The sequence below is a fragment of the Micromonospora sp. NPDC049836 genome (assembly GCF_044465125.1).
In the GTDB taxonomy this organism is placed as follows: domain Bacteria; phylum Actinomycetota; class Actinomycetes; order Mycobacteriales; family Micromonosporaceae; genus Micromonospora.
The window spans coordinates 214,586-241,007 of the sequence record NZ_JBITLH010000003.1 but is presented as its reverse complement, the minus strand read 5'-3'; the positions used below and the strand labels follow the sequence as shown (position 1 = coordinate 241,007).

At 75.0% G+C, this 26,422-nt stretch carries 27 protein-coding genes; 18 read left to right on the top strand and 9 right to left on the bottom strand.

The genetic code is table 11. The annotated features are described in order from the left end of the window. Window positions 1–85: 85 nt before the first annotated feature. A complete protein-coding gene (locus ACIBPB_RS09010) occupies window positions 86–1,525 on the top strand; it encodes an ATPase (protein WP_396839022.1) in 1,440 nt (479 codons plus the stop codon). Window positions 1,526–2,125: 600 nt separating this feature from the next. Beyond that, complete coding sequence (locus ACIBPB_RS09005) at window positions 2,126–2,968, top strand: DUF2567 domain-containing protein (protein ID WP_396839479.1); 843 nt, start codon at window positions 2,126–2,128, stop codon at window positions 2,966–2,968. On the opposite strand, the gene ACIBPB_RS09000 is transcribed toward ACIBPB_RS09005, so the two are convergent. Continuing rightward, window positions 2,934–3,635 (bottom strand): LON peptidase substrate-binding domain-containing protein, encoded by a 702-nt coding sequence (locus tag ACIBPB_RS09000; RefSeq protein WP_396839021.1) that lies wholly within the window; start codon window positions 3,633–3,635, stop codon window positions 2,934–2,936. The two genes, ACIBPB_RS09005 and ACIBPB_RS09000, sit on opposite strands and share 35 nt — an antisense overlap. Before the next feature lie 107 nt (window positions 3,636–3,742). Between ACIBPB_RS09000 and hisD the strand changes: the two genes are divergently transcribed. The 12 genes from hisD to hisF all read left to right on the top strand — a co-directional run bounded on the left by hisD (window position 3,743) and on the right by hisF (window position 12,134). Further along, a complete protein-coding gene (gene hisD, locus ACIBPB_RS08995; protein WP_396839020.1) occupies window positions 3,743–5,065 on the top strand; it encodes a histidinol dehydrogenase in 1,323 nt (440 codons plus the stop codon). A 61-nt stretch (window positions 5,066–5,126) separates the two neighbouring features. Next, window positions 5,127–6,197 (top strand): histidinol-phosphate transaminase, encoded by a 1,071-nt coding sequence (locus ACIBPB_RS08990; protein ID WP_396839019.1) that lies wholly within the window; start codon window positions 5,127–5,129, stop codon window positions 6,195–6,197. A 55-nt stretch (window positions 6,198–6,252) separates the two neighbouring features. After that, window positions 6,253–6,864, top strand: a complete 612-nt coding sequence (gene hisB / locus ACIBPB_RS08985) for an imidazoleglycerol-phosphate dehydratase HisB (RefSeq protein WP_046569734.1) — start codon at window positions 6,253–6,255, stop codon at window positions 6,862–6,864. A 58-nt stretch (window positions 6,865–6,922) separates the two neighbouring features. Beyond that, complete coding sequence (locus ACIBPB_RS08980) at window positions 6,923–7,093, top strand: hypothetical protein (protein WP_396839018.1); 171 nt, start codon at window positions 6,923–6,925, stop codon at window positions 7,091–7,093. 58 nt (window positions 7,094–7,151) lie between these two features. Continuing rightward, window positions 7,152–7,775: an imidazole glycerol phosphate synthase subunit HisH gene (gene hisH / locus ACIBPB_RS08975; protein ID WP_396839017.1), complete on the top strand. Its 624-nt coding sequence runs from the start codon at window positions 7,152–7,154 to the stop codon at window positions 7,773–7,775. 7 nt (window positions 7,776–7,782) lie between these two features. Continuing rightward, entirely contained in the window at window positions 7,783–8,106 is a 324-nt protein-coding gene (locus ACIBPB_RS08970; RefSeq protein WP_396839016.1) for a hypothetical protein, read from the top strand. A gap of 15 nt (window positions 8,107–8,121) precedes the next feature. After that, window positions 8,122–8,850 carry a bifunctional 1-(5-phosphoribosyl)-5-((5-phosphoribosylamino)methylideneamino)imidazole-4-carboxamide isomerase/phosphoribosylanthranilate isomerase PriA gene (gene priA / locus ACIBPB_RS08965; protein ID WP_046563879.1) on the top strand — a complete coding sequence of 243 codons (729 nt, stop codon included), beginning with the start codon at window positions 8,122–8,124 and terminating at the stop codon, window positions 8,848–8,850. Continuing rightward, on the top strand, window positions 8,847–9,278 hold the full coding sequence (locus ACIBPB_RS08960) for a RidA family protein (protein ID WP_357315989.1): 432 nt from the start codon (window positions 8,847–8,849) through the stop codon (window positions 9,276–9,278). The genes priA and ACIBPB_RS08960 overlap by 4 nt, the downstream gene beginning before the upstream one ends. An 82-nt stretch (window positions 9,279–9,360) precedes the next feature. Further along, window positions 9,361–9,807, top strand: coding sequence for a MarR family winged helix-turn-helix transcriptional regulator (locus tag ACIBPB_RS08955; protein ID WP_396839015.1), 447 nt, complete (start codon window positions 9,361–9,363; stop codon window positions 9,805–9,807). 5 nt (window positions 9,808–9,812) lie between these two features. Next, window positions 9,813–10,238: an organic hydroperoxide resistance protein gene (locus tag ACIBPB_RS08950; protein WP_357316565.1), complete on the top strand. Its 426-nt coding sequence runs from the start codon at window positions 9,813–9,815 to the stop codon at window positions 10,236–10,238. Then, window positions 10,235–11,233 carry an NADP-dependent oxidoreductase gene (locus tag ACIBPB_RS08945; RefSeq protein ID WP_396839014.1) on the top strand — a complete coding sequence of 333 codons (999 nt, stop codon included), beginning with the start codon at window positions 10,235–10,237 and terminating at the stop codon, window positions 11,231–11,233. Before ACIBPB_RS08950 ends, ACIBPB_RS08945 begins: the two co-directional genes overlap by 4 nt. A 133-nt stretch (window positions 11,234–11,366) precedes the next feature. Beyond that, entirely contained in the window at window positions 11,367–12,134 is a 768-nt protein-coding gene (gene hisF, locus ACIBPB_RS08940; RefSeq protein ID WP_357315980.1) for an imidazole glycerol phosphate synthase subunit HisF, read from the top strand. A gap of 60 nt (window positions 12,135–12,194) precedes the next feature. Here the strand turns inward: hisF and ACIBPB_RS08935 are convergent, their stop codons facing one another. Together ACIBPB_RS08935 and ACIBPB_RS08930 are read right to left on the bottom strand one after the other, a co-directional pair. Then, window positions 12,195–12,656 carry a hypothetical protein gene (locus tag ACIBPB_RS08935; RefSeq protein ID WP_357315977.1) on the bottom strand — a complete coding sequence of 154 codons (462 nt, stop codon included), beginning with the start codon at window positions 12,654–12,656 and terminating at the stop codon, window positions 12,195–12,197. Between the two features lie 163 nt (window positions 12,657–12,819). Beyond that, window positions 12,820–13,497, bottom strand: a complete 678-nt coding sequence (locus tag ACIBPB_RS08930; RefSeq protein ID WP_396839013.1) for a YitT family protein — start codon at window positions 13,495–13,497, stop codon at window positions 12,820–12,822. A 58-nt stretch (window positions 13,498–13,555) separates the two neighbouring features. Here ACIBPB_RS08930 and ACIBPB_RS08925 point away from each other — a divergent pair, with 58 nt between their 5' ends. Both ACIBPB_RS08925 and ACIBPB_RS08920 read left to right on the top strand, forming a co-directional pair. Continuing rightward, on the top strand, window positions 13,556–15,013 hold the full coding sequence (locus ACIBPB_RS08925) for a PLP-dependent aminotransferase family protein (RefSeq protein ID WP_396839011.1): 1,458 nt from the start codon (window positions 13,556–13,558) through the stop codon (window positions 15,011–15,013). A gap of 95 nt (window positions 15,014–15,108) precedes the next feature. Continuing rightward, complete coding sequence (locus tag ACIBPB_RS08920; RefSeq protein ID WP_396839010.1) at window positions 15,109–16,416, top strand: low temperature requirement protein A; 1,308 nt, start codon at window positions 15,109–15,111, stop codon at window positions 16,414–16,416. A gap of 66 nt (window positions 16,417–16,482) precedes the next feature. On the opposite strand, the gene ACIBPB_RS08915 is transcribed toward ACIBPB_RS08920, so the two are convergent. From ACIBPB_RS08915 to ACIBPB_RS08905, 3 genes are all read right to left on the bottom strand, one after another. Further along, complete coding sequence (locus ACIBPB_RS08915) at window positions 16,483–18,309, bottom strand: AMP-dependent synthetase/ligase (protein ID WP_396839009.1); 1,827 nt, start codon at window positions 18,307–18,309, stop codon at window positions 16,483–16,485. A 139-nt stretch (window positions 18,310–18,448) separates the two neighbouring features. Then, window positions 18,449–19,399, bottom strand: coding sequence for a terpene synthase (locus ACIBPB_RS08910; RefSeq protein ID WP_396839008.1), 951 nt, complete (start codon window positions 19,397–19,399; stop codon window positions 18,449–18,451). Window positions 19,400–19,563: 164 nt separating this feature from the next. After that, entirely contained in the window at window positions 19,564–20,193 is a 630-nt protein-coding gene (locus ACIBPB_RS08905; protein ID WP_396839007.1) for a TIGR03085 family metal-binding protein, read from the bottom strand. 218 nt (window positions 20,194–20,411) lie between these two features. Here ACIBPB_RS08905 and ACIBPB_RS08900 point away from each other — a divergent pair, with 218 nt between their 5' ends. Together ACIBPB_RS08900 and ACIBPB_RS08895 are read left to right on the top strand one after the other, a co-directional pair. Beyond that, the gene (locus ACIBPB_RS08900; RefSeq protein WP_396839006.1) at window positions 20,412–22,337 is read left to right on the top strand and encodes an ABC transporter ATP-binding protein; all 1,926 of its coding nucleotides are present in this window, start codon (window positions 20,412–20,414) and stop codon (window positions 22,335–22,337) included. Window positions 22,338–22,453: 116 nt separating this feature from the next. Then, entirely contained in the window at window positions 22,454–24,241 is a 1,788-nt protein-coding gene (locus ACIBPB_RS08895) for an ABC transporter ATP-binding protein (protein ID WP_396839005.1), read from the top strand. 32 nt (window positions 24,242–24,273) lie between these two features. Here ACIBPB_RS08895 and ACIBPB_RS08890 read toward each other — a convergent pair whose 3' ends face one another. Genes ACIBPB_RS08890 through ACIBPB_RS08880 form a run of 3 tightly spaced genes read right to left on the bottom strand, consistent with a single transcriptional unit; the run spans window position 24,274 to window position 26,347 of the window. Beyond that, window positions 24,274–24,870: a TetR family transcriptional regulator gene (locus tag ACIBPB_RS08890; protein ID WP_396839004.1), complete on the bottom strand. Its 597-nt coding sequence runs from the start codon at window positions 24,868–24,870 to the stop codon at window positions 24,274–24,276. Further along, window positions 24,870–25,625 (bottom strand): ABC transporter permease, encoded by a 756-nt coding sequence (locus ACIBPB_RS08885; protein ID WP_396839003.1) that lies wholly within the window; start codon window positions 25,623–25,625, stop codon window positions 24,870–24,872. The genes ACIBPB_RS08890 and ACIBPB_RS08885 overlap by 1 nt, the downstream gene beginning before the upstream one ends. Next, on the bottom strand, window positions 25,622–26,347 hold the full coding sequence (locus ACIBPB_RS08880; RefSeq protein ID WP_396839002.1) for an ABC transporter ATP-binding protein: 726 nt from the start codon (window positions 26,345–26,347) through the stop codon (window positions 25,622–25,624). Before ACIBPB_RS08880 ends, ACIBPB_RS08885 begins: the two co-directional genes overlap by 4 nt. Window positions 26,348–26,422 lie beyond the last annotated feature (75 nt).

Here is a 26,422-nt window from a genome sequence, read left to right as displayed (position 1 = left end):
GATGTGCGGATAGGGGTGTGGTCCGAATAGGGTTTCGTTCGTAGCCTGTCAGGCGTAGATCGATGGGCTGGGGGAGGACGGAGCCTTGGACGGCAGCGAGACCGGCTGGGGTCGGCAAACTGAGCCGGCACCGCGGTGGCGGGCGCTGTTGGACCGGGCCCGGCTCGGCGGCCGCGGCGCGGAGCACAGCGACGCCGAGCGGCACCCCGACGAGGCCCCGGCACGCCCACCCGCCGCCCCGCTGCCCCGGCGCCCCGCCGGCAGCGGCTGGACCGGCCGGGCGTCGGCCGCCCCGCCCGGCGAGCTGCCGTACGACGCCGAGCCGGCGTACCGGGTCGAGGCCAGCTACCGGGTCGAGCCGGCCTACCGGGTCGAACCCGGGTACGCCGGGGAACCGGCCTACCGGGCCGAGCCGGCCTACCGCCCGGAGCCCGACCACCGCCCCGAGCCGACCTGGCGGGCCGAGCCGGCGTACCGGGCCGAGCCGGCGCCGCCGGAACCGCGCGGTCGGGCCACCGCCCCGGTCGAGTCCCGCTACTCGCTGCTCGACGACGGCGGCTACCGGCCCGAGCCGCCGCCCCCGGTCGAGTCCCGGTACGCGCTGCTGGAGCGCGGCCGCTACCGGCCGGTCGAACCGTCCTATCCGGAGCCGGCCGCCCCCGCCCCGGGCTACCCTGCCGCGGCCCGGGTCGAGTGGCGCGCCCCCGAACCGGACGCCGAGCTGGAGCGGGCGACCGGCGTGCTCCGCCGCGAGCTGGGCGCCCCCCGGGTGCTCGCCTTCGCCAACCCCAAGGGCGGCGTGCACAAGACCACGGCCACCGTGCTCGGCGCGGCCACCGTCGGCAGCGTGCGCGGGCGGGGCGTGCTCGCCTGGGACGACAACGAGCTGCGCGGCACCCTCGGGCTGCGCGCCGGCAGCGCCCGGCACGCCCGCACCATCCGGCACCTGGTCCAGGATCTCGCCCAGATCGAGATCCTCGAGGGCAACACGCTGCTGTCCCACCTCGACGACTACCTGCGGCACGCCTCCGACGGCTCCTACGACGTGCTCGCCGGCGAGGAGAGCCCGCGCTTCGCCCAGCGGCTCGACCAGTTCACCGTCAAGCGGGTGCTGGAGTTGCTGCGGCGTACCCACGAGGTGGTCTGCGTGGACACCGGCAACAACGTGGAGAGCGCCAACTGGCGCACCGTCATGCAGGCCGCCGACCAGCTCGTGGTGACCACCGTGCCGCGCGAGGACGCCGCGTTCAGCGCGGACTGGATGCTCGACCTGCTGCACGAGGTGGGCATGGGCGAGCTGGCCGACAACGCGGTCACCCTGATCTCCTGCCCGACGCCGGGGCGCAGCCCGCTCCAGGACGACCTGGAGCGGCACTTCGCCACCCGGACCCGGGCAGTCGCCGTGGTGCCGTACGACCCGGCGTTGGAGACCGGCTCCTCGATCGAGTACCACCAACTCCAGGCGGAGACCCGGGAGGCGTGGCTGAAGGCGGCCGCCGTGATGCTGGAACCCTTCACCCGCTGACCCGCTGACCCGCTGACCCGCTGACCCGCTGTGGCCGCTGACCCCGCTGACCGCTGTGGCCGCCCGCTGTGGCCGCCCCGCCGCCCGCCGCCCTGCCGCCCCGCCGTCCCCCTGCCGGCGGGGCTGGCGTGATCGACTCCGCTTGCGGCAGATCGGGGTATCCGTCCCGCCCGAAGCCACGACCTGCCGCAACTCGCGCCGCGCCCAGCCCGGGACGCCACCGTCCGCGCCGACGCCGCCACCGCGGCCCCGAGGCGGGCGCTCGCCTGAGAGGATCACCGGGTGAGTCCGGACACCCCTGATCCCGAGCGGGCCGCCGACCGTACCGGCGGACCCGGTGCCGCTGACCGTGCCGCCCCGCCGGGCGAGACTGACCGTGCCGGCGGGGCCGACGCCGTCGACCGTGCCTTGCCGGGCACCGCTGACCGTGTCGGCGCGCCGGGCGTGACTGACCGTGCCGCCGCGCCGGGACCCGCTGCGCCGGGTGCCGCTGCGCCGGGTGCCGCTGACCGTGCCGGCGAGGTCGGCGCCGCTGACCGTGTCGGCGCGTCGGGCCAGACCGACCGTGCCGCTGCGCCCGGTGCCGGCGAGCGGCCCGAGCTGTCGCCGGGGCACGGCCCGGCGGCCGAGCGGCCCGGGTCCGCGTCGGCCGAGCTGCCCGGCTGGCCGGCCGGACTGCCGGTGGCCGCCGGCACCCCGGTGACCGCGCCCGGGGCCGACCCGCTCGCCGGCCATCCCGGGGTCGCCGGCCTGGTGCCCGGGGCGCCGACCGCCGCGCGCCGGACCGGCCGGCTGCGGGCGGTCGCCACCACCGTCGTGGCCGCGCTGCTGGTGAGCGTGCTCGGCGCGCCGCTGGGGCTGCTCTGGGCGGCCGTCGCGCCGGACACCCCGGTACGCAAGACCGCCGAGGGCGCGGTCTACGCCACCAGCCAGCCCGAGCAGCCGATCGCCGCCGACGGCTGGTTCAGCCTGCTCGGCCTCGGCTTCGGGGTGCTCGTCGCGATCGGGCTCTGGATCCTGCTGCGCCGCCGGCGCGGCCCGGTCGGCCTGTTCGCCGGGGTGCTGGGCGGGCTCGGCGCGGCCGTGCTGGCCTGGCAGGTCGGCCGCCGGATCGGGCTCGGCACCTACCAGCGGCTGCTGGCCGGCGCGCCGGACGGGACGGACTTCACCAAGCCCGCCGACCTGCGCGCCGGCGGCGTGGACTGGTATCTCGGGCTGCTGCCCGTGCCGCACGGCGACCTGCTGCTGGCCGCGTTCGGCGCGGCCGTGATGTACACCCTGCTGGCCGGCTGGTCGCGGTGGCCGTCGCTGCGGCCGGAGCCGGCGGCCGCCTGGCCGCCTCCCGGCCCGGAGCCGGCGGCCGGCTGGCCGCCGCCCGGCCCGGAACCGGCCGCGGGGTGGCCCGGGATCAGTTCGGGGCCGGAGGACCGGCCAGCTCACTGAGCGGTACCGGCACCGCCCGCACGTGGCGCAGCAGCGCCGTCTCCCGGTGCAGCAGCCGCAGCTCGGCGCGGAGCCGGGCGGCGGTGTCGTCGATGGCGAGCAGCCGCTGCCGGTCGTCGACGGTCAGCGCCGCGGTCGCGGCGACCAGGTGCGAGAGCACGGTCGGGTCCTCCGGCAGCTGCTCGGAGATCTCCTGCGGGTCGGGCCGGACCAGGCCGAGGTACTGCCGGAACACCGAGATCACCCGGGCGGCCAGCAGGCCGGCGCCCTCGTCCGGGCCGGCCGGCTCGGGCAGCCATTCCACCGCGGCGGTCAGGTAGGGCGCGGCGTCGGAGTCCACGTCGGCGATCCGGAACCGCCGCCGCCCCACGGTCACGATGTCGAACCCGCCGTCGGCCAGCTCGGTGACCTGCCGCAGCTCGGCGGTGCAGCCTACCTCGTGCAGGGTCACCTCGCCGTCGGGCGCCGGCCGGTCCGGCGACCCGGCCGGGGCGACCTCCCAGCCGGCCCGGATGGCCACCACCCCGAACTCCCGGGTGGCCCCCTCCGGCAGGCCGACCAGGTGGCGCACCAACGCCCGGTAGCGCTCCTCGAAGATGTGCAGCGGGAGGACCAACCCGGGGAACAGGACCGTCCCCAGCGGGAACACCGGCAGCCGTGCGGTCACGTGATCGAGGGTATCCCGCACGCGCCGCGCGGGCGTGTCCCGGCTCACCGTCCCGCCGTGCGGGCGGCGTGGGCGGCGCCGGCGGCGGGCCGCCTAGACTCGCAAGGGTGCTGAACCGGATCGACCTGCGCGGCGGGTTCCGTGACCCGCGCCACCTGCTGCCCCGTGCCCAGCTCGACGTCTCCGTGGCCGTCGAGCGGATCCGCCCGCTCGTGGAGGCGGTCCGGGAGCATGGGTACCCGGCGATCCGCGAGGCGAGCGAACGGTTCGACGGCGTCTCCCCGGAGCGCCTGCGGGTGCCGGCCGAGACGATCCGCGCCGCCGAGGGCAGCCTCGATCCGCAGGTCCGGGCCGCGCTACTGGAGTCGATCACCCGGGCCCGCCGGGTGCACGCCGACCAGCGGCGCACCGACCACACCACCCAGGTGGTGCCGGGCGGCACGGTGACCGAGCGCTGGGTGCCGGTCGACCGGGTCGGTCTCTACGTCCCGGGCGGCCTGGCCATGTACCCGTCGACCGTGGTGATGAACGTGGTCCCCGCCCAGGCGGCCGGGGTGCGCTCGCTGGTGGTGGTCAGCCCGCCGCAGAAGGAGAACGGCGGGCTGCCCGACCAGCGGGTCCTCGCCGCCTGCGCGCTGCTCGGCGTCGACGAGGTGTACGCCGTCGGCGGCGCCCAGGCGGTGGCCATGCTGGCGTACGGCGCCGACGTCGACCCGGACGGCGCGGAGCGCTGCGAGCCGGTCGACATGATCACCGGTCCGGGCAACATCTGGGTCACCGCCGCCAAGCGGCTGCTGCGCGGCGTGGTCGGCATCGACGCCGAGGCCGGCCCCACCGAGATCGCCATCCTGGCCGACGACACCGCCGACCCGGTGCACGTGGCCGCCGACCTGATCAGCCAGGCCGAGCACGACCCGCTCGCCGCCAGCGTGCTGGTCACCCCGTCGGTGGCGCTCGCCGACGCGGTCGACGTCGAGCTGGCCCGGCAGGTGCCGGCCGCCAAGCACGCCGAGCGGATCGGCACCGCACTGGGCGGCGAGCAGAGCGGCGTGGTCCTCGTCGACGACCTCGAGGCGGGGCTGCGGGTGGTCGACGCGTACGCGGCCGAGCACCTGGAGATCCAGACCGTGGACGCCCGCGAGTGGGCGCTGCGGGTCCGCAACGCCGGGGCGATCTTCGTGGGCGCGTGGTCGCCGGTGTCGCTCGGTGACTACTGCGCCGGCTCCAACCACGTGCTGCCCACCGGCGGCTGCGCCCGACACTCCTCGGGGCTGTCGGTGCAGTCCTTCCTGCGCGGCATCCACCTGGTGGAATACAGCCAGGAGGCGCTGCGTGAGGTGGCCCCGCACGTGGTCACCCTGGCCGGGGTCGAGGACCTGCCGGCGCACGGCCAGGCGGTCAGCGCGCGCTTCCCGGGGGCCGGCTCGTGACCGGGCGTACCCGCCGGCCCGGCCCGCCGCCGGGCGTCCTCGACCGGAGCGAGGTGGCGGCATGACCGCCCTGGACGACCTGCCGATCCGGGACGACCTGCGGGGCCTGACGCCGTACGGGGCGCCGCAGCTGGACGTGCCGGTCCGGCTGAACACCAACGAGAACTCCTACCCGGTGCCGGAGCCGGTGGTGGAGGCGATCGGCAAGGCCCTCTCCGCCGAACTGCGCGACCTCAACCGCTACCCGGACCGCGACGCCGTGGCGCTCCGCGCCGACCTGGCGGAATACCTCGGCCACGGGCTCACCGTCGACCAGGTCTGGGCGGCCAACGGCTCCAACGAGATCCAGCAGCAGCTGCTCCAGGCGTTCGGCGGGCCGGGCCGCACCGCGCTCGGCTTCACCCCGGCGTACTCGATGCATCCGCTGCTGGCGCTCGGCACCGGCACCGGCTGGATCCCGGCCGCCCGCGACGCCGACTTCGGGCTGACCGCCGACGAGGCGGTGGCCCAGGTCCGGGCGCACCGGCCCGACGTGGTCTTCCTCTGCTCGCCGAACAACCCGACGGGCACCGCGCTCGACCCCACGGTGGTCGCCGCCGTGCTGGCCGAGGCGCCCGGCATGGTGATCGTGGACGAGGCGTACGCCGAGTTCGCCCGGCCGGGCACGGTCAGCGCGCTCGCCGTGCTGCCCGGCCATCCGCGGCTGGTGGTCACCCGCACCATGAGCAAGGCGTTCGGGTTCGCCGGCGGCCGGCTGGGCTACCTGGCCGCCGACCCGGCGGTGGTGGCCGCGGTGCAGCTGGTCCGGTTGCCGTACCACCTCTCCGCGCTCACCCAGGCCGCCGCGCGGGCGGCGCTGGCGCACCGGGAAGCCCTGCTCGGCACCGTCACCGCGATCATGCGGCAGCGGGACCGGATCGTGGCCGAGCTGCGCGCCCGCGGGCACCGGGTCGCCGACAGCGACGCCAACTTCGTCCTCTTCGAGGTCGGCAGCGACCAGGCTGCCGCCTGGCGTACCCTGCTCGACGCCGGTGTGCTGGTTCGCGACGTCGGCCTGCCCGGCTGGCTGCGGGTCACCGCCGGCACCCCCGCCGAGACCGATGCCTTCTTGTCCGCAATGGAGGAGCTGTAGTGGGAGCGCGAGGAGTGAGCTTGCGAGCCCCGCAGTCGCGACCGAAAGGCGAGCAATGAGCCGGACCGCCCGGGTGGAGCGGATCACCAAGGAGACCAAGGTCCTCGTCGAGATCGACCTCGACGGCACCGGCAAGGCCGACATCGAGACCGGCGTCGGTTTCTACGATCACATGCTGCACCAGATCGCCCGGCACGGCGGCTTCGACCTGACCGTGCACACCCTCGGCGACCTGGAGATCGACGCCCACCACACGATGGAGGACACGGCGCTGGCCCTGGGCGCCGCGTTCGACCAGGCGCTGGGGGACAAGGCCGGCATCCGGCGGTACGGCTCGGCCACCGTCCCGATGGACGAGGTGCTGGTCCGGGCCGCGGTCGACCTCTCCGGCCGGCCGTACGTGCTGCACGACGAGCCGGTGCTCGCGCCGTACATCGGGCCGGTCTACCCGACCAGCATGACCCGGCACATCTGGGAGTCGTTCGGCCAGGCGGCCCGGATCACCCTGCACGTGGATGTGTTGCGGGCGGCCCGGCCGGGCGGCCACCCGGACGCCCACCACGTGGTCGAGGCGCAGTTCAAGGCGGTCTCCCGGGCGCTGCGCGAGGCGACCGGGATCGACCCGCGCAACGCCGGCGCGATCCCCAGCACGAAGGGCGCGCTCTGATGAGCGCGAGGAGTGCAGCGCAGCGGAGCCCCGCGGTCGCTGACGGAGGTGAGCGCTGATGGCGCCGCTGCTGACCACGTTGCTGCTGATCCTGGCCGGGGTGCTGGTGGGTGGCACGTGGTCGCTGTACCGGCAGGGCGCGCCGCGGGCGGCCGTGGTGATCACCGGCCTGCTGGCCGTGCTGGCCACGGTCGGCGGGCTGCTCCGGCTGCTGCCCGGGGAGGGCTGATGAGCGGGCGTGGTGGCCGGACCGCCGGGGCGGCCGGCGGGCGGAGCGGGGTGACCGGATGAGCCGGCGGGTGGTGGTGCTCGACTACGGCTCGGGCAACCTGCGTTCGGCCGAGCGGGCCCTGGCGCGCGCCGGCGCGGAGGTCACCGTGACCGACGACCTGGCCGCGGCGGCCCGGGCGGACGGCCTGGTGGTGCCGGGCGTCGGCGCGTTCGCCGCGTGTATGGCCGGGATCGAGACGCTGGGTGCCGGCCCGGTCATCGCCGAGCGGGTGGCCGCCGGCCGCCCGGTCCTGGGCATCTGCGTCGGCATGCAGGTGCTCTTCGAGCACGGCGACGAGCACGGCGTGGTGACCAAGGGGCTCGGGCTGCTGCCGGGTGGCGTGACGAAGCTGCCGGCCGCCCGGCTGCCGCACATGGGTTGGAACACCGTCGACGCCCCAGCGGGCTCGGTGCTCTTCGCCGGCCTGCCGGCCGACGCCCGGTTCTACTTCGTGCACTCCTACGGGGTGACCGACCCGGCCGGGCTGGCCGCGGCCGGCGCCACCGTCACCACGGCGCATCACGGCGCCGATTTTGTCGCCGGGGTGGAGCGGGGCGCGCTCTCGGCGGCCCAGTTCCACCCGGAGAAGTCGGCCGACACCGGGGCCGTTTTGTTGCGCAACTGGCTCGCCGCGCTGTGAGCGCGCGGTGAGCAGGGAGCGGGCCCGCCGCCGGGAGGCCCGCGAGGCCCGGTTGGCGGCCGAGCGGGCCGCTCGCGCCCGCCGGGAGGCCCGGCGGGCGCGCCGCCGGGCGCTGGCCCGCCGGTTGACGCCGGCGCTGCGGCGTGGCCGGACGGGGCGGCTGCGCCGGCACAGCCGGGGGGAACGGGCCGCCATCGTGCTGCTCACCGCGGCGGCGCTGGCCGGCATCTGGAGTTTCGTCGACGACCTGGCGCTGCGTCTGGCGCTGGTCGTGCTGTTGCTGCTGGTCCTGCCGGCGATCGTGGTGATCGCGCTGGACCGTCGTACCTGATGCGAGGAGAGAACGTTGAGCTTGACCCTGTTACCCGCCGTGGACGTCGCCGACGGCCAGGCCGTCCGGCTCGTGCAGGGCGCCGCCGGCAGTGAGACCGCGTACGGCGACCCGCTGGAGGCCGCCCTCGCCTGGCAGGCGGACGGGGCCGAGTGGATCCACCTGGTCGACCTGGACGCCGCGTTCGGCCGGGGCAGCAACGCGCACCTGCTCGCCGAGGTGGTCCGGCAGCTCGACGTGAAGGTCGAGCTCTCCGGGGGCATCCGGGACGACGAGTCGTTGCAGGCCGCGCTGGGCACCGGGGCGGCCCGGGTCAACATCGGCACCGCCGCGCTGGAGGACCCGCAGTGGTGTGACCGGGTCTGCGGCGAGTACGGCGACCGGGTGGCGATCGGGCTGGACGTGCGGGGCCGTACCCTCTCCGCGCGCGGCTGGACCCGCGACGGCGGTGACCTGTACGAGGTGCTGGAGCGGCTGGAGAAGGCCGGCGCCGCGCGTTACGTGGTCACCGACATCACCAAGGACGGCACCATGCGCGGGCCCAACCTGGACCTGCTGCGTGAGGTCTGTTCCCGCACCGACGCCCCGGTGATCGCCTCCGGTGGGGTGTCCACCCTGGACGACCTGCGCGCGCTGGCCACCCTGGAGTCGATCGGGGTGGAGGGGGTCATCGCCGGCAAGGCGCTCTACGCGGGCGCGTTCACCGTCGCCGAGGCGCTGGCGACCCTGCGGGCCGGGGCGTGACCGCCGTCGCGGGCGGCGCCGCCGGGCCGGCGGACGCGATCGTGACCCGGCTCGGCTCTGGCGGCCCGTGGGAGGCGCGGTACGGCTACGCGCGGGTGGTGCGGGTCGGGAACCTGGCGATCACCGCGGGCTGCACGGCCACGGTGGACGGCCGGGTGGCGCACGTCGGGGACGCGGCGGCGCAGACCGCCCAGGCGCTGCGGATCGGCCTGGACGCGCTGGCCGAGGTGGGCGCGGAGCCGGGCGACGTGATCCGGACCCGGATGTACGTGACCGACCGGCTCTATGCCGACGAGGTGGGGCTGGCGCACAACGCGGTCTTCGGCGCGGTCCGCCCGGTGGCGACCATGGTGGTGGTGGCCGGCCTGATCGACCCCGATCACCTGGTGGAGGTCGAACTGGAGGCGTACCTGCCGGACGGTCGCTGAGCCGGGCGGCGCCGGGGTGGGGGAGGTCACTCCGCGCCCAGATCAGTTGTGCACAACTCGATTGTGCACTACTGTTCGTCGGGTGATCGATGACCTGGTGCTGCGCCGGCAGGTGTGCTTCGCCCTCTACGCGGCGTCGCGCGCCCTCACCGACGTCTACCGGCCCATCCTCGACGCGCACGGCCTGACCTACCCGCAGTACCTGGTGCTGCTCGTGCTCTGGGAGTGCGGCGACGACCCGCCCACCGTCTCCGAGCTGGGCAACCGGCTCCGGTTGGACTCCGGCACGCTCTCCCCGCTGCTCAAGCGGTTGGAGGCGGCCGGCCTGGTGGCGCGGGTCCGCGCCGCCCGGGACGAGCGCCGGGTCGAGGTGCACCTCACCGGGGCGGGTCGGGCGCTGCGCGAGCGGATGGACGAGGTGCCCCGACGGGTGGCCCGCGCCACCGGCCTCACCGAGGCCGAGCTGGTCGCCCTGCGCGACACCCTCACCCGGGTCACCGAGACGATCCACCGACAGAAGGAGCAGTGACCACCATGCAGGTGCTCTACACCGCGTCCGCCCGGGCCACCGGCGACGGCCGCGACGGCCACGTCCGCACCTCCGACGACACGCTCGACCTCGACCTGGCGGTGCCGAAGGAGATGGGCGGCGCCGGCGGCGCGGCCAACCCCGAGCAGCTCTTCGCCGCCGGCTACGCGGCCTGCTTCCACTCGGCCCTGCGATTGGTCGCCCGCCGGGCCAAGGCGGACGTCGCCGGCTCGGTCGTCGAGGCCGAGGTGGGCATCGGCCCGAACGGCGCCGGCGGCTTCGGCCTGGCCGTCACCCTCGTGGTGGACCTGCCCGCCGTCGAGCGCGACGCCGCCGAGCGGCTGGTCGAGGCGGCCCACCAGGTCTGCCCGTACTCGAACGCGACCCGGGGCAACCTCGACGTCGCCCTGACGCTGCGGGAGACCCGATGAGTGGCAACCGGGAGATCCACCTGGCCTCCCGCCCGCAGGGCTGGCCGACCGCGGAGAACTTCCGGCTGGTCACCACCGAGGTGCCGACCCCCGGCCCCGGCCAGCTCGTGGTCCGCAACCGGTTCATCTCCGTCGACCCCTACATGCGCGGCCGGATGAACGACGTCAAGTCGTACGTGCCGCCGTTCGCGCTCGACGCCCCGCTCGACGGCGCCGCGGTCGGCGAGGTGCTGGCCAGCGAGGCCGAGGGCTTCGCCCCCGGCGACACCGTGCTGCACGGTCTCGGCTGGCGCGAGTACGCGCTGCTCGACGCCAGGGCCGCCCGGAAGATCGACCCGGACCTCGCGCCGGTCAGCGCGTACCTGAGCGTGCTCGGGATGACCGGGCTCACCGCGTACGCCGGGCTGCTCGACGTGGCCGCCATGCGGCCCGGCGAGACCGTCTTCGTCTCCGGCGCGGCCGGCGCGGTGGGCAGCATGGTGGGCCAGATCGCCAAGCTGCGCGGCGCGGGCCGGGTCATCGGCAGCGCCGGCTCGCCGGCCAAGGTCGAGCGGCTGCGGGCGCTCGGCTTCGACGCCGCCTTCGACTACCACGACGGCCCGGTGTACCGGCAGCTCAAGGCCGCCGCCCCGGACGGGATCGACGTGTACTTCGACAACGTCGGCGGCGAGCACCTGGAGGCCGCCATCGGGGCGATGAACCTGCACGGCCGGGCCGCGATCTGCGGCATGATCGCGCAGTACAACGCCACCGAGCCGCCCGCCGCCCCGCGCAACCTGGCCCTGCTGATCGGCAAGCGGCTGACCCTGCGCGGCTTCCTGGTCGGCGACCACAACCACCTGCGCGAGCAGTTCGTCCGGGAGACGGCGGGCTGGCTGCGCGACGGGAAGCTCAGCTACGACGAGACCGTGGTCGACGGCATCGAGCACGCCCCGGAGGCGTTCCTCGGCATGCTGCGCGGCGAGAACCTGGGCAAGATGCTCGTCCGGGTGTGAGGAAAGGGCCCCCGCGCCTCGTCGTCCGCGGCGGCGCCGGGGCCCCGCCGTAGGCACCTGGCGCGCCCGTCGGGGCGGTGGCCGGCCACCCATGCCGGCCGCCGCCCCGCTCCGATTGGATAGGCTTCCCGGCATGACCGTGGCGGTACGCGTGATCCCCTGCCTGGACGTGGATGCCGGGCGGGTGGTCAAGGGCGTCAACTTCCTCGACCTGCGCGACGCCGGCGACCCGGTGGAACTGGCCGCGGCGTACGACCGGGCCGGCGCGGACGAGCTCACCTTCCTCGACGTCACCGCCTCCGCCAGCGACCGCGGGACGATGCTCGACGTGGTCCGGCGTACCGCCGAGTCGGTCTTCATCCCGCTCACCGTCGGCGGCGGCGTCCGTCAGGTCGCCGACGTCGACACGCTGCTGCGCGCCGGGGCCGACAAGGTCGGGGTGAACACCGCCGCGATCGCCCGCCCCGAGCTGATCGCCGAGATCGCCGAGCGGTTCGGCCGCCAGGTGCTGGTGCTCTCCCTCGACGTGCGCCGCGCCCCGGCCGGCGGCACGCCCAGCGGCTTCGAGGTGACCACCCACGGCGGCCGGCGCGGCACCGGCCTCGACGCGGTGGAGTGGGCCCGGCGGGGGGCCGAGCTGGGCGCCGGGGAGATCCTGCTCAACTCGATGGACGCCGACGGCACCAAGGCCGGCTTCGACCTGCCGCTGATCCAGGCCGTGCGGGCCGTGGTGGACGTGCCGGTGATCGCCAGCGGTGGCGCCGGCCGGGTCGCGCACTTCCCGCCGGCCATCGGCGCGGGCGCCGACGCGGTGCTCGCGGCCAGCGTCTTCCACTTCGGCGAGCTCACCGTCGGCGAGGTCAAGGACGCGCTGCGCGGCGCCGGCCACCCGGTCCGCTGACCGCGTACCGCGGCCTGGTGAACAGCCGGCGCGGCCGGGGCGGTGTCGGACCCGGGTGGGTCAGGGCCGGCCGGAGTGCCCCTCGGGGGAGCGGCGCGGCATCGGGATCGAGCGGACCGCGTACTCCTGCACGGCGGCGGCGTGGTCGTCCTCGTCGAGGCACCAGTCGGCCTCACCGGGGCTGTGCCGCCGGGTGAGCACACCCTGCACCGTGTCCACCATCGTCCCGTAGCCGGCGCTGGGCCGGCTGCGCCAGAGCTGCTCGCCGTCCGGCGTGATCCGGAACCAGCCGTCCGAGACGCTGACCAGGCCGGCCCCGACCAGCCGGCGGACCGCGCTCTCCACCTCGTGCCGCTCGGGGATGGCCCGGTTGAGATGGTCGGCCGTGGAGAGGACGTCGGCCAACCGGACCCCCTCGGGCCGCCGGGTGGTGGCCGAGCGTCGGTGCCGTCCGGCTCCGCTCGCGATCACCAGCGAGACGAAGATCCAGGCGTCGGTCCAGCGCCATCCGTTCTCCGTCATGAACGAATGATGCCCGGCGTTGACGGCGGAGAAAACACCCGGTTTCACCCCGGGACGTCACCGCAGCTCACCGGGGGTGTGTGCCGTCCCATCCGGTGGCGTTCGGCCCGCCGGCGGTCACCCAGCGTGGCGATCGCCGGAAACGGCGGCGGGCCCGCGACGGTCAGGCCGCCTCGCCGGCCGGCCGGGTGGCCCGGCCCAGCACGGGCTGCCCGGCGGTGGGGCCGGCCGGCTCCGGCGGCACCGCGAAGAGCGGGATGAACCGCTGGGCGAGCGGCCCGATGGCCAGCGCGTACGCCACCGTGCCGACGCCGACGGTGCCGCCGAGCAGCCAGCCGAGCGCGAGCACGGTGACCTCGATGGCGGTGCGGACCAGCCGGATCGAGCGGCCGGGGCGGCGGGCCACGTACCCGGTCATCAGGCCGTCGCGCGGGCCGGGCCCGAGCGCCGCGCCCAGGTAGAGCCCGGTGGCCGCGCCGTTGGCGACGATCCCCACGACCAGCAGGCCGATCCGGACCGGCAGTCCACCGCCGGCGGGCAGCAGGGCCAGGGTGGCGTCCACCACGAGGCCGATCACCACCACGTTGCTGACCGTGCCGAGCCCGGGGCGTTGCCGCAGCGGGATCCAGAGCAGCAGGACCAGGGCGCCGACCGCGATGGTGACGGTGCCGATGGTGAGGCCGGTCTGGCGGGCCAGCCCCTGGTGGAAGACGTCCCACGGGTCGAGGCCGAGACCGGACCGGACCATCAGCGCCATGCTGACGCCGTACAGGATGAGCCCGGCGTAGAGCTGGGTGAGCCGCCGGGCCGGCCGGTACCGCTGATTGCCAATCGCTGCCATGCATGCCACCCTAGGTGCCAATCTCGGTCGAGACATAGCCAATTTGGGAGGGGTGGCCATGACCAGTCAGGTGCGCGGCAGCCAATTGGCGCGGCTCCTGGGTCAGTGGCATGCGCTCCCGGGCCGCCGGCGCAGCCCCGACTACGCGGCGCTCGCCGCCGCCGTCCGGGGCCTGCTCGCCGACGGCCGGCTCCCGCTCGGGGTACGCCTGCCGGCCGAACGGGAGCTGGCCGAGGCGCTGCGGATCAGCCGGACCACGGTCACCGCCGCCTACCGGGAGCTGCGCGAGAGCGGGCACCTGGCCAGCCGCCGGGGCGCTGGGAGCTGGACCATGCTGCCCGGCACCCACCGGGTGGCCAGCACCGGGCTGTGGACCCCGCTCGACGACCGGGACATGATCGACCTCGGGGTGGCCGCGCTCGCCGCCCCACCGCAGCTGGTGCCGGCGGCCCGCGCCGCCGCCGAGGACCTGCCCCGCTACCTCGGTGGCGCGGGCTACCACCCGACCGGGATCGTCGAGCTGCGCGAGGCGGTGGCCCGGTCGTACACCGCCCGAGGGCTGCCGACCAGCCCGGAGCAGATCATGGTCACCAACGGCACCCAGCACGCGCTGGACCTGGTGCTGCGGCTGGCCCTGGCGCCCGGTGGCGGGGTGCTGGTGGAGTCGCCGACCTATCCCAACGCGCTCGCCGCGCTCGCCGCCCGCCGGGCCCGGATCACCACCCACGGGCTGGCCACCGACGGCGACGGCTGGGACACCGACCTGCTGCTGGGCAGCATCCGGCAGGGCCGGCCGAAGCTGGCCTACCTGATTCCGGAGTTCCAGAACCCCACCGGCCACCTGATGGGCGCCGAGCTGCGCGAGCGGCTGGTCGGCGCGGCCCACGCGGCCGGTACCGACCTGGTCATCGACGAGTCCTTCGTGGACCTGCCGCTGGACGGCACCGAGCTGCCCCCGCCGGTGGCCACCTACGACCGGCACAGCCGGGTGATCAGCATCGGCGGGATGAGCAAGCCGTACTGGGGCGGGCTGCGGATCGGCTGGGTGCGGGCCTCCGCGCCGCAGGTGCAACGGCTGGCCGCCGCCCGGGTCGGCGTCGACATGGCCAGCCCGGTGCTCGACCAGCTCGTCGCGGTGCACCTGCTCGGCGACGCGCCGGCCATCGTGGCCGCCCGGCGGGCCCAGCTCGCCGCCCAGCGCGACGCCCTGGTCGGGGCGCTGGGCGAGCGGCTGCCGGACTGGCGGGTCAGCAGCCCGCGCGGCGGGGTCACGCTCTGGGCCGAGCTGGACGGCCCGATCTCCAGCGCGCTGGCCCGGGCCGCCGAGGAGGTCGGCGTACGCCTGGCGCCCGGACCCCGGTTCGGCCTGGACGGCACCCTGGAACGGTTCCTGCGGCTGCCCTTCACCCTGCCCGCCGGGGACCTGGTGGAGGCGGTCGGCCGGCTCGCGGCGGTCCGCTACGACCTGGACCGCACCGGCCGCCCCCAGTGGCGGGAACCCTCGGTCATCGCCTGACCCGACCCGGCGCTCCGCCCGGTCGGTGAACCCCCTTCCGGTACGGTTCCCCGCACCGGCGCCGGGGCGGGGCCGACGATGTGCAGACTGCCGGGGTGGGGAACGGCGGGGGTGGCCGGTGGTCGCGGGTCGTGCGGCTCGCCGGGCCGGGTGCCCGGACCAGTCGGGTGGAGCTCTTCTACGACCTGGTCTTCGTCTTCGCGTTCCTCAACGTCACCAGCCTGACCGCCACTCTGCTCTCGCCGGCCAACCTCTACCGCTGCCTGCTGGTGCTGGCCCTGCTCTGGTGGACGTGGAGCAGCTCCGTGCGGGTCGGCAACGCGATCCGCGCCGACGAGGGCGTGCTGCCGGTGGCCGGCTTCCTCACGATCGGCGCCACCTTCCTGCTCGCGCTGAGCGTGCCGTCGGCGTTCGTCGACCGCCCCGGCGGGCTGCACGGCCCGCTGGTCTTCGCCTCCTGCTACCTCCTGATCCGGCTGACCCAGATCGCGATCCTCTCCTGGGTGGAGCGGGCCGACCCGGTCCAGCTCCGGAGGCTGCCCCTGCGCATCATGGTGCCGACGACGGCCAGCGCGCTGCTGGTGGTCGCCGGCACCGTGCCTCCCCGGCTCGCCGACCAGCGTTTCGCCGTGCCGTTGCAACTGTCCCTGTGGACCGTGGCGCTCGCCGTGGAATACACCGGCGGGCTGGTCCTGGCCCGGCGGTGGTGGGTGGTGACGTCGGCCGGGCACTGGGCGGAGCGGCACGCCCTCATGGTGCTCGTGGCGTTCGGCGAGTCGATCATCGCGCTCGGGCTCGGCCCGAAGACCGGCCTGCCGCTCACCGGCCCGGTGGCGATCGCCGCGCTGCTCGGCATCACGATCGTGGTGGTGCTCTGGTGGGCCTACTTCGACAGCCTGGCCGACGCCCTGGAACAGGCGCTGCACCGGGCCCGGGACCCGGCCGTCCGGCGCCGGCTGGCCCGCGACGTCTACACGCTGCTGCACCTGCTGCTGATCAGCGGCGAGATCCTCTTCGCGCTCGGCCTCAAGGACCTGCTCGCCGACGCGGCCGACCCGGCCACCCCCACCTGGGGACCGCCACTGGGCGGCTTCTGGGTCGCCATCTTCTTCGGCGGGGTGATCCTCTACCTGCTCAGCCTGGTCCTGTGCGCGCTGGTGGCGCTGCGCGAGGTGCGCTGGCCGCTGGTCATCACCGTGGCGGTGCTGGTCGTCACCGCCCCGATCGTCGCCCCGATCCCCGAGCTGATCGCGCTCGCGCTGCTCGCGCTGATCACCACCGCCGGGGTGATCGTCGAGACGTTCCGCGAGGACGGCTGGCGGCGCCAGGTCCGGCACCTCGCGCTGGAGGAGCGGCTCGCCGTGGAGGCGGAGGAGAGCCGTTGGCGCCGACGCAACCTGTGACCGGGCCCGAGGAAGGCCACGGCGGCCGTACCCCGGGACGGAGGGGCACGGCCGCCGTGGCGCTTCCTACAGTTCGGCCAGGCTGCCGGCGTACATCTTGTCGATCTCGCCGGCGAAGTTGGTCTCCACGCTCCGGCGCTTGATCTTCAGCGACGGGGTGACCTCGCCGTCCTCGATGGTGAGATCCCGGGGGAGGATGGTCACCTTCTTGATCGTCTCCCAGCGGTTGAGCCTGGCGTTCAGCTCGGCCACGTACCCCTCGACCATCGCCTGCGCCTCCGGCGAGGTGACGATGTCGGCGTAGTCGCGCCCCTCCAACGGGGTGCCGGCGGCCCACCCCTTGATCGCGTCCGGGTCGAGGGTGACCAGCATGGTGCAGTAGTTGCGGGCCTGGCCGATCACCACCGCCTGCGAGGTGTACGGGCAGACGGCCTTGAACATGCCCTCGATGTGCGACGGCGCGACGTACTTGCCGCCGGAGGTCTTGACCAGGTCCTTCTTCCGGTCGGTGATACGCAGGTAGCCGTCGTCGTCGAGGCTGCCGATGTCCCCGGTACGGAAGAAGCCGTCCTCGGTGAAGGCCGCGGCGGTCTCCTCGGGGAGGTTGTGGTAGCCGCGCATGACCGGCTTGCCGCGGACCAGGATCTCGCCGTCGGTGTCGATCCGGCACTCCAGGTCGCCCATGGCCCGGCCCACGCTGCCGATCTTCAGCCCGTCGGGCGGGTTGACGAACGCGCCGGCGCTGGTCTCGGTGAGGCCGTACCCCTCGGAGATGGGCAGGTTCGCGGCCGCGAAGAAGGTGGCGATCTCCTGGCTCAGCGGCGCCGCGCCGGAGACCAGCACCCGCATCCGGCCGCCGAGCCGGGCCTGGAGCTTGCTGAAGACCAGCTTCTCGGCCAGCGCGTACTTGAGCTTGAGGCCGCCGGGCACCGGCTTGCCGGCCTGCTCCAGCGCGACCTTCTCCTTGCCCACCCGGACGCCCCAGGCGAAGATCTTGGCCTTCGCGCCGCCGGCGCTCTGCGCGGTGGTCACCGCCTTGTTGTAGACCTTCTCGAAGACCCGGGGCGCGCCGCACATCAGCGTCGGGCGGATCACCCCGAGCAGCTCGACCAGCTTGTCCACCCGGCCGTCGACGTAGGTGGGCAGGCCGACGTGGGTGGCGCCGCAGAGCAGCGTCTTGCCGAACGAGTGGGACAGCGGCAGCCAGAGGTACTGCAGGTCGTCGACGTGCAGCAGGCCCAGCTCGGCCTGCGCCACCCCCTCCCAGCACCAGCCGCCGTGCAGCAGCTCGACGCCCTTGGGCCGGCCGGTGGTGCCCGAGGTGTAGATCAGGGTGGCCAGGTGGTCCGGGCCGATCCCGGCCACCAGCATGTCGATCAGGTCGGGCTCGTTGGCCAGGGCCTGCGCCCCCCGCTCCTCGAGCTGGGCCAGGGTGAGCTGCGCGACGGCGGCGGCCGGGTCCGGCTCGCCGTCGAAGAGCACCACGTGGGTCAGCGCCGGCAGGGCCGCGCCGGCGAGCTTGGCCGCCTGGGCCGGGTTCTCGGCGAAGACCACCTTCGAGCCGGAGTCGGCGATGATGTACGCCGCGTCCTCCGGCTCGGTGGTCGGGTAGACGGTGGTGGTGGCGCCGCCGGCGCACATGATGCCGAAGTCGGCGAGCACCCAGTCGAGCCGGGTGTTCGCCAGGATCGCCACCGGATCCTCCAGGCCGACACCGAGCCCGTGCAGCCCGGCCGCGATGGCCTTGGCGCGCTGCCCGACCTGCTCCCACGTCAGCCAGACCGGCCCCGAGTCGTCCGGGGCGGGATGGGCGAAGGCGTGCCGGTCGGGGGAGTCCGCCACGCGCTTGAGAAACATATCGGGTACGGAACGGTACGGTACATCGAGAGCCATCGCTGTAGCCGCCTTCAGGGTGGAGGGACGTGACGGGGGTCACGCCGTTCTGCGGTTACCGAAGAGTATTGCCTCGACCCGCGCAGCGGCTAGCCCTCCTGGCCTGCGTCGACCGCCCGCCACCGGCGGGGAGCGCAGATCAGGCGTACCGGGTGGCGGCCAGCGACCAGTCGTAGGTGGCCCGGATCCAGTTGCGGCGGGTGGCGAGGAAGGCCCGGACCCCCTCGTCACCCTCGGCGGCCAGCACGGCCTCGCGCTCGGCGTATCCGGCCAGCGCCTCGTTGAACCGGGCGGCCGCGGCGTGCAGCGCGTCCTGCTCGTCCTGCCCGCCCTCGGCGATGATCGTGGCGACCAGGTTGTGCCCGTCCCACTCCCCGGTGCGCTCCTTGCCGTACGAGAAGAGGTCGTTGCACCAGCAGACCAGGTCGGCGGCGAGGGCGTCCAGGGCGGTCAGGGCGGGATCGGCCCGGCGCCCGGCGCCCGGCAGCGCGTCGTGGGCCAGGTCGGTGAGGGTGAAGCTGGGTGCCACCCCGCCGGTGTGCCGGCGCATCTGGACGTACTCGGCCACCCCGGGCACCCGCTGGCGCTCCCGGTTGGCCGCCTCCCAGAGCAGCGCGAGCAGGTACTGGCGGAGCTCGCTGACCAGGCGCAGCAGCAGGGTGGGCCGCTGCCGGGCGCGGGCCCGCCGGCAGAGGTCGTCCAGGGCCAGCCCGAGCGGGCCGGACCCGGTCGGCCGCGGCACGTCCGGGTCACCGTGCCGGTCGAGCACCGTGAGCAGTCCCGCCACCACCGGCGCGAGCCGGGTCGGACTGGCCGCCAGGCCGTCCTCGTCGCAGGCGTCGTCCAGCACGAACAGCCAAGTGATCAGGTCGCTGAGCAGGCACAGCCGATCCACCGGCGCGTCCGGGCAGGCCCGCGCGGCCAACTCCGCGGGGCTGGCCCCGCCGAGGCGGCGCAGGGCGTCCGGAGTGCCGACCAGGCCCAGGTCGCGCGCCCACCCGAGGCTCGCCCCGGCGACCAGCTCGACGGCGGCGTGCCGGCGGGCCGGGAAGGGCGGCTCGCGCAGGGCCGAGACCGCGAAGCTCCGCATCCGTGCTCCCTCGTCCCGCCGCCCGGCGGTGGGCGGCCGGGCAGGAGCGTACGGCACCGGTATTCGGCACAGTCGATGGGGGCGAGGTGGTTTCACATTCCGCCGCGGGGCGGCGGCCCCCGACCCGGCGACCACGGCGGCCGGCCGATCCCCGAGCGCCCTGGTCAGAAGCCCAGCGGGGCACTCCGCAGCCGCTCGGCCGGCGCCGCCGGCCCGTCCACCTGTACCCGGGCCACCCGCTGCCGACCGGAGAGGAAGAGCACCAGCTCGCCCGGGGCGCCCACCAGCCGCAGCCGCTCGCCGCCCCGGCCGACCTTGCGCTCGCCGAAGCCGGGCGCCTGCACCAGCAGGTCCGCCGGGAAGCGGCGCAGCGCCGTACGGGCCAGCAGCGCCCCCCGCCGCCAGAGCGCCGCGTCCAGCCCGGCCGGCAGGTCCCGAGGGTGCCAACCGGACTGCGCCCGCCGCACGTCCTCGTGGTGGATGAAGAACTCCAGGGTGTTCACCAGTTCGTCGGTGAGCGGGTTGCTCACCGGGCTCCACCGGGGTGGCCGCCGGACCCGCGCCACCAGCTCCGGATACGGCCCGGCGGCCAGCCGCCGGCGGACCGCCTCGCCGTAGCGGCGCAGCGGCGGCAGCACGATCCCCCCGGCGGCGTCCGGCCGGCGCTCCCGCACCACCAGGTGCGCGGCCAGGTCGCGGGTGGTCCACCCGTCGTTGATCGTCGGCGCTTCCGGTCCCAGGTCCAGCAGCAGATCGGCCAGCGCCTCGCGCTCCGATCGGGCGTACCGCGGCATCCACCGATCGTACGGCCGGACCGGGCCGGCGGCTCGCCCGGCGCGGCGGCACCCGCACCGCCGGATCGGGGCAGGCGCCCGGCGGCGCACCCGCGGCCCTGCTCGCCGCGGGTCCGCGGCGGGACGTGACGGTGGACATATCCCTGCCGGGTCGGCGGATGTCGCCTCGACCGGTAAGGATGAGGGGGCAAAATTGCGGCTTACGGCGGGGGAGAACGTTGGCGAGCGGGACAAGTCGGGACGTCCTCGGCAGCGGGTTTCGGGTGCTCGGCCGGGCGATCCGGGAACAACCGCGGATCTTCGCGGTCGCGGTGACCGGCAGCGTGCTCTTCGGCCTCATGGTCATCGCCAGCGCGTACGTCGTCGGCACCGTGGTCGGCAAGGTCGTGGTGCCGGCCATCGCCCGCGGCTCGGTGGCCGGCGGCACCCTCGCGCTGGCCGCCGCCGCGCTGTTCGGGATCAGCCTGCTGCGGGTGGTCGGCATCTTCGGCCGCCGGCTCGGCGCCGGCTACATGCAGTACCGGCTCCAGGCCGCGTACCGGCGCCGGGTCACCCGCCGCTACCTCGAGCTGCCGCTGGCCTGGCACCACCGCAACGCCACCGGGACCCTGCTCTCCAACGCCAACTCCGACGTGGAGGCGGCCTGGTACCCGATCGCGCCGCTGCCGTTCGCGGTCGGCACCCTGGTGATGCTGGTCGGCGCGGTGGTCTCGCTCTTCCTCACCGACTGGGCGCTCGCCCTGGTCGGCCTCGCGGTCTTCCCGGCGCTGTTCGCGCTCAACGTGGTCTACTCGCGCCGGATGGCCCCGCGCCAGGCCCGCGCGCAGCGGCTGCGTGCCGAGGTCAGTGGCATCGCGCACGAGAGCTTCGACGGCGCCCTGGTGGTCAAGACGATGGGCCGCGAGGCCCAGGAGACCGACCGGTTCGCCGCCCGCGCCGGCGAGCTGCGCGACGCGCTGATCGCGGTCGGCAAGCTGCGCGGCGTCTTCGACCCGATGCTGGAGACCCTGCCCAGCCTCGGCACCCTCGCCGTGCTCGTGGTCGGCGCGGTGCGCCTGCGGCAGGGCGCGATCGACGTCACCGAACTGGTCAGCGTCGCCTTCCTCTTCACCGTGCTGGCCTTCCCGGTCCGCGCCATCGGCTGGGTGCTGGCCGAGCTGCCGCGCAGCGTCGCCGGCTGGGACCGGGTCCGCCGGGTGCTCGACGCCACCGGCGAGATGCCGTACGGCACCCGGACCCTCGACCCGGGCACCCCGACGCCGGCCACGCTGGCCTTCCACGACGTGCACTTCGGCTACGAGCCGGCCGAGGCGCACCTGCCCGGCACCGAGGTGCTCGGCGAGGTCAGCTTCACCGTGCCGGCCGGCCGGACCGTCGCCCTGGTGGGGCCGACCGGGGCCGGGAAGTCCACCATCGCCTCGCTGGCGGTACGCCTGGTCGACCCGCGCGCCGGCACGGTCACCGTGGACGGGGTCGACGTGCGGGAGCTGACCGCCGCGTCGCTCGCCTCGACCGTGGCCCTGGTGGCCCAGGTGCCGTTCGTCTTCGACGACACCGTCCGGGCCAACATCAGCCTGGACCGTCCCGGCATCGGCGACGACGAGGTCTGGGCGGCGCTGCGGCTGGCCGAGGCGGACGGGTTCGTGGCCGCCCTGCCCGACGGGCTGGACACCATGGTCGGCGAGCGGGGCACCTCGCTCTCCGGCGGGCAGCGGCAGCGGCTCACCCTGGCCCGGGCGCTCGCCGGCCGCCCCCGGCTGCTGGTGCTCGACGACGCCACCAGCGCCGTCGACCCGCGGGTCGAGGCGGCCATCCTGGCCGGGCTGCGCGCCCCGGCCGGGCGGACGTCGGTCGATCCGGAGCACCGGTCGCCGACGCCGGGTCACGGCGGCGGCGGCGCGCCCGCCTCGATCCTGGTGGTCGCCTACCGGCGGGCCACCATCGCCCTCGCCGACGAGGTGATCTACATGGAGCACGGGCGGGTGCTCGCCCGCGGCACCCACACCGAACTGCTGGCCACCGTGCCCGGCTACGCCGACCTGGTGACCGCGTACGAGCAGGCCGAGCAGGAACGCGAGCAGCAGCACACCTACGACGAGGTCACCCCGCTGACCTCCGGCCTGGAAATCGAGGTTGACCGGTGAGCGCGAGGAGGGAGCCGGGTCTGCGAGCCCCGCAGTCGCGAACGGAGACCGACCCGGTGAGCGCGAGGAGTGAGCCGGGCCTGCGAGCCCCGCAGTCGCGAACGGAGACCAACACGGTGAGCGCGAGTGCGGAGGCGGACCGGCCGGCCGAGGCGACCGAGTCGACCTGGCGGACCCTGCGCCGCGGCCTGGCCCTCTCCCCGGAGCTGCGGACCGGCCTGGCCGGCACGCTGGTGCTGGCGCTGATCTACATGGTCGGCCGGGTCGCCGTGCCGGTGGCCGTGCAGCGCGGCATCGACCACGGCATCGTGGGCGGGCTCGACCTGAACGTGGTGTCGCTGACCGTGATCGCCACCGCCGCGGTGCTGGTGGTCACCACCACCTGCGGATACCTGATGATGCGGCGGCTGTTCACGGTCAGCGAGACCGCCCTCGCCGCGGTGCGTACCCGGGCGTTCCGGCACGTGCACGACCTGTCCATGCTGCACCAGCAGTCCGAGCGGCGCGGCTCGCTGGTCTCCCGGGTCACCAGCGACGTCGACCAGATCACCCAGTTCCTCCAGTGGGGCGGCGTGATCCTCATCGTCAACCTGGGCCAGCTCGTGGTCACCACCGCCGTGATGCTCGCGTACTCCTGGCAGCTGACCCTCGTGGTGCTCGTCGCGTTCGCCCCGGCGGTGCTGGTGATCCGGCTGCTGCAGCGCCGGCTCGCCGGCGCGTACGGCCTGGTCCGGCAGCGGATGGGTACGCTGCTCGGGACGATCGGCGAGAGCGTGGTGGGCGCCCCGGTGATCCGGGCGTACGGCATCGCCGGGCGGACCGCGCGACGGCTCGACACGGCGATCGAGGGGCAGCGGCAGGCCCAGCAGAAGGCGATCCGGATCAGCATCCTGGGCAGCTCGGTCGGGGAACTGGCCGCCGGGCTGGCGCTGGCCGGCGTGGTGGTGGTGGGGGTCAACCTGGGCGTGGACCGCACCCTGTCGATCGGCCAGCTCACCGCGTTCCTGTTCCTGGTGACGCTCTTCATCCAGCCGGTGCAGATCGCCACCGAGGTGCTCAACGAGGCGCAGAACGCGATCGCCGGCTGGCGCCGGGTGCTGGACGTGCTGGACGTCGCCCCGGACGTGGCGGACCCGGGAAAGCAGGGTCGGGAGCTGCCGCCCGGGCCGCTGGACATCCGGTTCGCCGGGGTCACCTTCGCCTACCCCGGCGGGCCGCCGGTGCTGCACGAGGTGGCCCTGGAGATCCCGGCGAAGAGCCGGGTGGCCGTGGTCGGCGAGACCGGCAGCGGCAAGACCACCTTCGCCAAGCTGCTCACCCGGCTGATGGATCCCACCGAGGGCGACGTGCTGCTCTCCGGCGTCCCGCTGCGCGACCTGCGCTTCGACTCGCTGCGTTCCCGGGTGGTGATGGTGCCGCAGGACGGCTTCCTCTTCGACACCACGGTGGGGGAGAACGTCCGCTTCGCCCGGCCGGAGCTGACCGACGCCCAGCTCACCGCGGCCTTCACCGAGCTGGGCCTGGCCGACTGGCTGGACGGGCTGCCGGCCGGCCTGGACACCCAGGTGGGGGAGCGCGGCGAGGCGCTGAGCGTCGGCGAGCGGCAGCTCGTCGCGCTGGCCCGGGCGTACGTGGCCGACCCGGACCTGCTGGTGCTCGACGAGGCGACCAGCGCCGTCGACCCGGCCACCGAGGTACGCCTGCAGCGCACCCTGGACGCGGTCACCCGGGGCCGGACCACGCTGGCCATCGCCCACCGGCTCTCCACCGCCCAGGCGGCGGACGAGGTGATCGTGGTGGACCGGGGCCGGATCGTGCAGCGCGGCCCGCACGACGTGCTGCTCCGGGATCCGGACTCCGTCTACGCCCTGCTCTACGCCTCCTGGCTCGAACAGACCCGCTAGCGCCGCGTGGCGTCGCCGACCGTCGCCACCCCTCAGGCGTCGAGCGGGCCGGTGAGGTAGCGCTGGAGGGTGGGGCCGATGGTGGCGGCCAGGGTGTCCACCGGCGCGGAGGCGACCGGTTCGAGGCGGAGCACGTACCGCATCATGGCCAGGCCGGCGACCTGGGTGGCGACCAGCGCGCCGCGCAGCGGCACCTCGGCCGGGTCCAGGTCGAGCTGGTCGACGACCCGGCGCAGGATCTGGGTGACCAGGAACTCGCGCAGCAGGCGGGCCGTCCACTGGTTGCTCATCGCCGAGCGGAGCAGCGCCACCGCGGCGGGGCCGACCGGGGAGTCCCACACCGACAGGAAGGTGCGGACCAGCCGTTCGCCGACCTCGTCCCGGCCCCCGGCCAACACCCGGGGCACCAGCTCGGCCGGGTCCACCGGGATCGCCACGGTGGCCCGGAACAGCTCCTCCTTGGTGCCGAAGTAGTGGTGCACGAGCGCGGGGTCCACCCCGGCGGCGGTGGCGATCGTCCGGATCGAGGCGGCGTCGAAGCCGCGCTCGGCGAACGCCGTCCGGGCCGCCGCGAGGATGGCCTCCCGGGTGTCCGGGTTGCCGGGCCGCCGGCCGGTGCGCCGGGCCATCACCCGCTGCGCCGGCGCAACGTCGCGGCGGCGAGCACCAGGGCGGCCACCGCGGCCGCGGCGACGATCGCCACGTCGCGCCACATCGTGGCGGTCGGATCGGCGTGCGCGCCGACCTCCTGGAGCGCCTCGACGGCGTACGACAGGGGCAGCACGTCGCTGATCGCCTGGAGCCAGCCGGCCATCTCGCCGCGGGGCACGAAGAGCCCGCAGAGCAGCAGCTGTGGCAGCACCACCACCGGCATGAACTGCACGGCCTGGAACTCGGTGCGGGCGAAGGCGCTGCAGAACAGCCCGAGCGCGACGGCGAGCACCGCGTTGACGGCGGCGATCATGATGACGAGCCCGATGCTGCCGGCGGTGGTCAGGTCGAACACCCAGTACGCCACGGCCGAGGCGACGCCGGCCTGGACCACACCGGCCAGGCCGAACGCGATGCCGTAGCCGAAGAGCAGGTCGAGCTTGCCCAGCGGGGTGGTGAGCAGCCGTTCCAGGGTGCCGGTGGTGCGCTCGCGCAGCATGGCGATGCTGGTCACCAGGAACATGATGATGAACGGGAAGAAGCCCAGCATGACCAGCGCCACCCGGTCGAAGAGCGTGGGTTGCCCCGGCGGGGTGGGCTGGTCGACGTACATGAAGTAGACCAGCGTGAGCAGCACGGTGGGGACCACGACGAGCAGCGCCACGGTCCGCTTGTCGTGCCGGAGCTGGCGCAGGATCCGCCCGGTGGTGGCGGCGAGGATGCCCGGGTTCATGAGCTGGCCTCCTGCTCGCTCGCCTTGATCAGGCGGAGGAACGCCTCCTCCAGGTCGGCCACGCCGGTGCTGGCGCGGACCGCGGCCGGGGTGTCGTCGGCGACCAGCCGGCCGTCCCGGATGAGCAGCAGGCGGTCGCAGCGGCCCGCCTCGTCCATCACGTGGCTGGAGACCAGCAGCGTGGTGCCCCCGGCCGCCATGGCGTGGAACCGGGCCCACAGGTCGGCCCGGAGCACCGGGTCCTGGCCCACGGTGGGCTCGTCGAGGATGACCAGCTCGGGGTCGCCGACCAGGGCGCAGGCCAGCGAGGCGCGGCTGCGCTGGCCGCCGGAGAGGTTGCCGACCAGTTGACCGGCGGCGCCGGCCAGCCCGACGTCGGCGACCGTCCGGTCGGCGTGGGCGTGGTCCCGCCCGTGCAGGGCGGCGAAGTAGCGGGCGTTCTCCCGGACCGTGAGGTCGGCGTACACGCTGGGGGCCTGGGTCAGGTAGCCGACCCGGCGGCGCAGGTCGGCCGCGCCGGCGGGCCGTCCGAGCACGGTGACCGTGCCCGCGGAGACCCGCTGCACCCCGACGATCGCGCGCATCAGGGTGGTCTTGCCGCTGCCGCTGGGCCCGAGCAACCCGGTGACCGTGCCGCGGGGCACCGCGCACGAGATGCCCTGGAGCACCCGCCGCCGCCCTCGGTCGACCACCAGGTCACGGACCGACACCGCGTCGTCCATGGCCGCCTCCGAAACTCATCAGGTGATGAACTCAACGGTAGTTGAATTGTGTCCCGCCGCACAAGGTTGACTTCG

Coding starts and splice junctions, on each gene's coding strand:
- ACIBPB_RS08990 (WP_396839019.1), top strand. CDS start 5,127: ATGACCGCCCTGGACGACCTGCCGATCCGGGACGACCTGCGGGGCCTG.
- hisB (WP_046569734.1), top strand. CDS start 6,253: ATGAGCCGGACCGCCCGGGTGGAGCGGATCACCAAGGAGACCAAGGTC.
- ACIBPB_RS08980 (WP_396839018.1), top strand. CDS start 6,923: ATGGCGCCGCTGCTGACCACGTTGCTGCTGATCCTGGCCGGGGTGCTG.
- hisH (WP_396839017.1), top strand. CDS start 7,152: ATGAGCCGGCGGGTGGTGGTGCTCGACTACGGCTCGGGCAACCTGCGT.
- ACIBPB_RS08950 (WP_357316565.1), top strand. CDS start 9,813: ATGCAGGTGCTCTACACCGCGTCCGCCCGGGCCACCGGCGACGGCCGC.
- ACIBPB_RS08945 (WP_396839014.1), top strand. CDS start 10,235: ATGAGTGGCAACCGGGAGATCCACCTGGCCTCCCGCCCGCAGGGCTGG.
- hisF (WP_357315980.1), top strand. CDS start 11,367: ATGACCGTGGCGGTACGCGTGATCCCCTGCCTGGACGTGGATGCCGGG.
- ACIBPB_RS08935 (WP_357315977.1), bottom strand. CDS start 12,656: ATGACGGAGAACGGATGGCGCTGGACCGACGCCTGGATCTTCGTCTCG.
- ACIBPB_RS08930 (WP_396839013.1), bottom strand. CDS start 13,497: ATGGCAGCGATTGGCAATCAGCGGTACCGGCCGGCCCGGCGGCTCACC.
- ACIBPB_RS08925 (WP_396839011.1), top strand. CDS start 13,556: ATGACCAGTCAGGTGCGCGGCAGCCAATTGGCGCGGCTCCTGGGTCAG.
- ACIBPB_RS08915 (WP_396839009.1), bottom strand. CDS start 18,309: ATGGCTCTCGATGTACCGTACCGTTCCGTACCCGATATGTTTCTCAAG.
- ACIBPB_RS08910 (WP_396839008.1), bottom strand. CDS start 19,399: ATGCGGAGCTTCGCGGTCTCGGCCCTGCGCGAGCCGCCCTTCCCGGCC.
- ACIBPB_RS08905 (WP_396839007.1), bottom strand. CDS start 20,193: ATGCCGCGGTACGCCCGATCGGAGCGCGAGGCGCTGGCCGATCTGCTG.
- ACIBPB_RS08890 (WP_396839004.1), bottom strand. CDS start 24,870: ATGGCCCGGCGCACCGGCCGGCGGCCCGGCAACCCGGACACCCGGGAG.
- ACIBPB_RS08885 (WP_396839003.1), bottom strand. CDS start 25,625: ATGAACCCGGGCATCCTCGCCGCCACCACCGGGCGGATCCTGCGCCAG.
- ACIBPB_RS08880 (WP_396839002.1), bottom strand. CDS start 26,347: ATGGACGACGCGGTGTCGGTCCGTGACCTGGTGGTCGACCGAGGGCGG.